Annotated in this window: 5 protein-coding genes; 4 read left to right on the top strand and 1 reads right to left on the bottom strand. The window is 41.2% G+C overall.

The features are described 5' to 3' along the window. Positions 1–332: 332 nt before the first annotated feature. A complete protein-coding gene (locus DP117_RS33715; RefSeq protein WP_169222504.1) occupies positions 333–1,373 on the top strand; it encodes a CHAT domain-containing protein in 1,041 nt (346 codons plus the stop codon). 136 nt (positions 1,374–1,509) lie between these two features. On the opposite strand, the gene DP117_RS37130 is transcribed toward DP117_RS33715, so the two are convergent. Next, entirely contained in the window at positions 1,510–1,644 is a 135-nt protein-coding gene (locus DP117_RS37130; RefSeq protein WP_282440348.1) for a hypothetical protein, read from the bottom strand. A gap of 203 nt (positions 1,645–1,847) precedes the next feature. Here DP117_RS37130 and DP117_RS33710 point away from each other — a divergent pair, with 203 nt between their 5' ends. From DP117_RS33710 to DP117_RS33700, 3 genes are all read left to right on the top strand, one after another. After that, positions 1,848–2,867 (top strand): pentapeptide repeat-containing protein, encoded by a 1,020-nt coding sequence (locus tag DP117_RS33710; RefSeq protein ID WP_339381150.1) that lies wholly within the window; start codon positions 1,848–1,850, stop codon positions 2,865–2,867. 56 nt (positions 2,868–2,923) lie between these two features. Continuing rightward, complete coding sequence (locus tag DP117_RS33705; protein WP_169222503.1) at positions 2,924–3,178, top strand: hypothetical protein; 255 nt, start codon at positions 2,924–2,926, stop codon at positions 3,176–3,178. An 87-nt stretch (positions 3,179–3,265) separates the two neighbouring features. Further along, positions 3,266–3,733: a DUF4870 domain-containing protein gene (locus tag DP117_RS33700; RefSeq protein ID WP_169222502.1), complete on the top strand. Its 468-nt coding sequence runs from the start codon at positions 3,266–3,268 to the stop codon at positions 3,731–3,733. Positions 3,734–3,790 lie beyond the last annotated feature (57 nt).

The raw sequence follows: 3,790 nt of genomic DNA, 5'->3' as shown, positions 1-3,790 counted from the left end.
CGGTTCATGCCGAGCAGCAGCATCCTGAGTTGAAGGAGAAGGAGAAGGAGTGAATGAAGGAGGGAGGGAGGGAGCAGGGGAAAGAGGAACATCCACACCGCTTTAGGGAGCATCCCAAATGTGTAAGTTTAATGTCATGCTGAACGAAGCGAAGCGTAGTGAAGCATCTCAGCCTCAACGAAAAATTGAGATTCTTCGCTCCATTTCATTCCGCTCAGAATGACAAATCATACTTATCTTGGACTTTTCAAACATCCTCTTAAGCGTGACCCTACGTATCTTTTCAAAAATCAAATAGTAATCCTATATAAAAAACCATATCAAATAACATCGTGAAAAAAATCCTCATCCTCTCCGCCAACCCTAAAAACACAAGTCATTTGCGCCTAGATGAAGAGGTGCGGGAAATCAAAAACACACTGCAACTCTCTCCAAATCGAGAGGAATTTCAAATCATCACTGAATCTGCGGTACGAGTGGATGATTTAACCCGCTTTTTGTCTCACCATCAACCAACAATTGTTCACTTTTCCGGACATGGCTCTGGTACTGATGGATTAGCCTTGGAAGATAATTCTGGACACGTGCAACTTGTCAGTACACAAGCCCTGGCAAAGCTATTTGATTTGTTTCAAGAACAGGTTGAGTGTGTTTTACTCAACGCCTGCTACAGCGAGTCACAAGCCACAGCAATTCACCAATACATTGATTGCGTAGTGGGGATGAATCAGGCAATTGGAGATAAAGCTGCGATGAAATTTAGCGTCGGATTTTATACTGCTTTAGCGGCACTCAGGAATTATGAAGATTGTTTTCAAATGGGTTGTACCTCGATTGATTTGCAAGGTATTCCAGAATATTTAACCCCAGCAATCAAAATTAGGCGACGGCGTTATCAGACACTACAGCCAACAAATCCAGTAAAATCTGACAAGGATAATAATATGAGTCATGATAACAAAGGCTGGCAAAACCGCTCAGTTTCTATTGGGGGTAGTCTCACTGGTAGCGCAATTCAAACAGGAGACAGCAACACTGCAAACATCAATTTTCAACAAGTCAGTTTACCCGCACCTGCAAGCGTCAACATAGAAACAGAACTCAACGCCTTACGTGAGATATTAGCGAACTTAGAAACCTCAGACCGTCGTAAAATTGACAATGCCTTTGAAGATGCCCAGGAGGAGCTAAAGAAGCCACAGCCAGATAAAAACGAGGTGGGTAAGGCATTAGAACGAGCTTTTGACTATGCCAAGAAAGCCGAAGGGTTTGCCTCTGCGATGGAAAAACTTCAGCCCCACCTCACTAAAGCTACTGCTTGGCTCGGTAATAATTGGCACAAATTTTTAAGTCTGGTGAATTTAACAATTTGACCCTCGCTAGCCCCGGAGGGGGCGCTGCGCAAACGCTGCCTGCGGCACGCTTCGCTAACAAATTCAAAGGAGGGCTACGCCCCGCTGCGCTAACAAAATTCAAAATTCAAAAAAAAGAAAAAAGGATACAAGCCCCTCAATTCATTTTTGGAATCAACTGCATTTGAGGCGATCGCCCAAGGGGCACCAGCAAAGCTGATCGCAGCAATAGCTCATAAGCATCCTTATTGCCTGGTAAGATCTTAGTCTCAATCCGTAACGCTGATTGCATCAGAACTTTTCCTTTTTGAATAGCCCTATTTCGTCAATCATGGCGCATATGAATCCCTTTTGGCGATCGCCTTGTAAAGTCACAGGTTGCTGTTAAGTTAGATAATACGTCTATGACTCAGTACTTCAACGAAGCGGAAATTGATTCCACTATTGAGTGTTTAATTATCAAGTCAGAGGATGCTCACAAGGGGGTGAATTAATGTGGCAAAATTTACTTGGTTCATAAGTAAATTACGGCAAAAAATTCGAGATTTGCTGGATCTAGTCTGGTTTCGTGTTTTACTGGCGATCATGATTGCTTATTGCTTGATGCTGACATTCAGTTACATAGAACACTGGAATAAGCAACAGCCTGTTTGTAAATCTCAAGATTCATTATTGCAGTGTTTTTACAAACAAGCATTGTCAATAATTGCACTGGATAACATTGAAGCTTTTAGTATATTAGCAGCAGCCAGCTTATATTTATTGGAAAGTAGGGAGCGCAGACGCAATACAATTTATCAAGCATGGCAAGTGATTGATAATGCCGCTGCGGCAAATGTATCAACTAGCTACGCCAGAATCAAAGCATTAGAAGATTTAAATCAGTATGGTGTGTCTTTAAAAGCTTTAGATCTACCCGGTGCTGGCTTAAATGAAATTGACTTGGCTGGTGCGGATCTGTGTGTTGCTAATCTGTGTGTTGCTAATCTCAGTTATGCTAACCTCAAGCAAGCTAATCTTAGTGATGCCCAATTAGAAGGTGCTAACCTCAGTCGTGCCAGACTTAAAGAAGCTAATCTCAAATTTGCTAACCTTAATGGTGCCCAATTAGAAGGTGCTAACTTAACCCGTGCCAATTTAAGTAATGCAGACCTTGGAGGTGCTAACCTCAGTGGTGCTGATTTACAATCAGCAATTCTAGTATTTGCGGTTCTCAATGGTGTAGAGTTAGAAATAGCTAATCTTACAGATGCTAAATTACAAGGTGCTCAATTAGAAGGTGCAGACCTGAGTGATAGTACATTAGAGGGAGCAGATCTGAAAAATGCATACCTCATCCATGCCGATTTAACCCGTGCTAACCTCAAAAATGCTGATTTGCGAGGTGCTCAAGACCTTAGTGTTGAGCAAATTAAAGCAGCTAATAACTGGACACAAGCCAAGTATGATCGCTACTTTTGTATCGAATTAGGTTTACCTGTAGAACCAGAAAAATCAGTACAGCACCATTCGTGAGAGGTTCAGGGCGAACGCATCTAAATATTGTCAGGCTGACGTATTATTGTGAGGAGGTGCGCCGTTCGCGCATCCCTTGTGGCGATCGCTATGTGCGCGAAGCCAGCTTTACGGTGTTGGATGCTTTCTACAATTTTACCGATTTGTTGCGTCAGCTTCCCTCGCATAATTGGGAAAAGCTACTAACTCAAATGCTTTACCATCACGAAGAAACTGCACATGATTGGGCAGAAGTCAAGTTTACAGCACAAATTCAACCTGGTTTCAATCCATTTGAGCGCTTCCAAAGAAACGAGTTCGCCACAGCATGACATTCCCTGAGATATTAACATTTTGTTTGGCTGTTTGATATGGTACGGTGGATAATTATTCAACATTCCAGCGAAAAAAGAAAAGCCATGAGAAAAAGTCCCGAACAACAAGTTCGTATATGGGCAATGTTGTGTCATCTCTCGGCTTTGTTGTGGTTACCACTAGCAGGCTTATTATTTTTAGGTATTCCTTTATATTTGCCGTTTATGAATTCCTTAGGACCATTGATAATTTGGCATTGGAAAAAAACAAAAGACCCTTGGATTGATTTTCAAGGAAAAGAATCATTAAATTTTCAACTCTCCCTGATATTTTATGCTTTTATTGTCATAACTGTGTTGCTATTTCTAGTTGTCCTCACTTTTGGAATTGCAATGACGACAACTTTGATAGCAAAATCTTTAGAGACTATTTTGAATAGTTTTTTAGTATTTTTTTGTGCATTTATTTTATTCTTAATGATATCGCAATTATTTCTAGTAAATTTTGCAGCTATTAAAGCTTATAAAGGTCAATATTATCGCTACCCTTTCACAATTCGATTTTTAAAATGAGAAACATATCACTCAGAACTCACCTCAGAGAGTCGGGGGAGTCGGGGGAGTCGGGGG

Source organism: Brasilonema sp. UFV-L1, from assembly GCF_012912105.1.
Taxonomy (GTDB): Bacteria; Cyanobacteriota; Cyanobacteriia; order Cyanobacteriales; family Nostocaceae; genus Brasilonema.
Note: the sequence above shows the minus strand (reverse complement) of the source record. Positions and strands in the feature narration are given on the sequence as shown.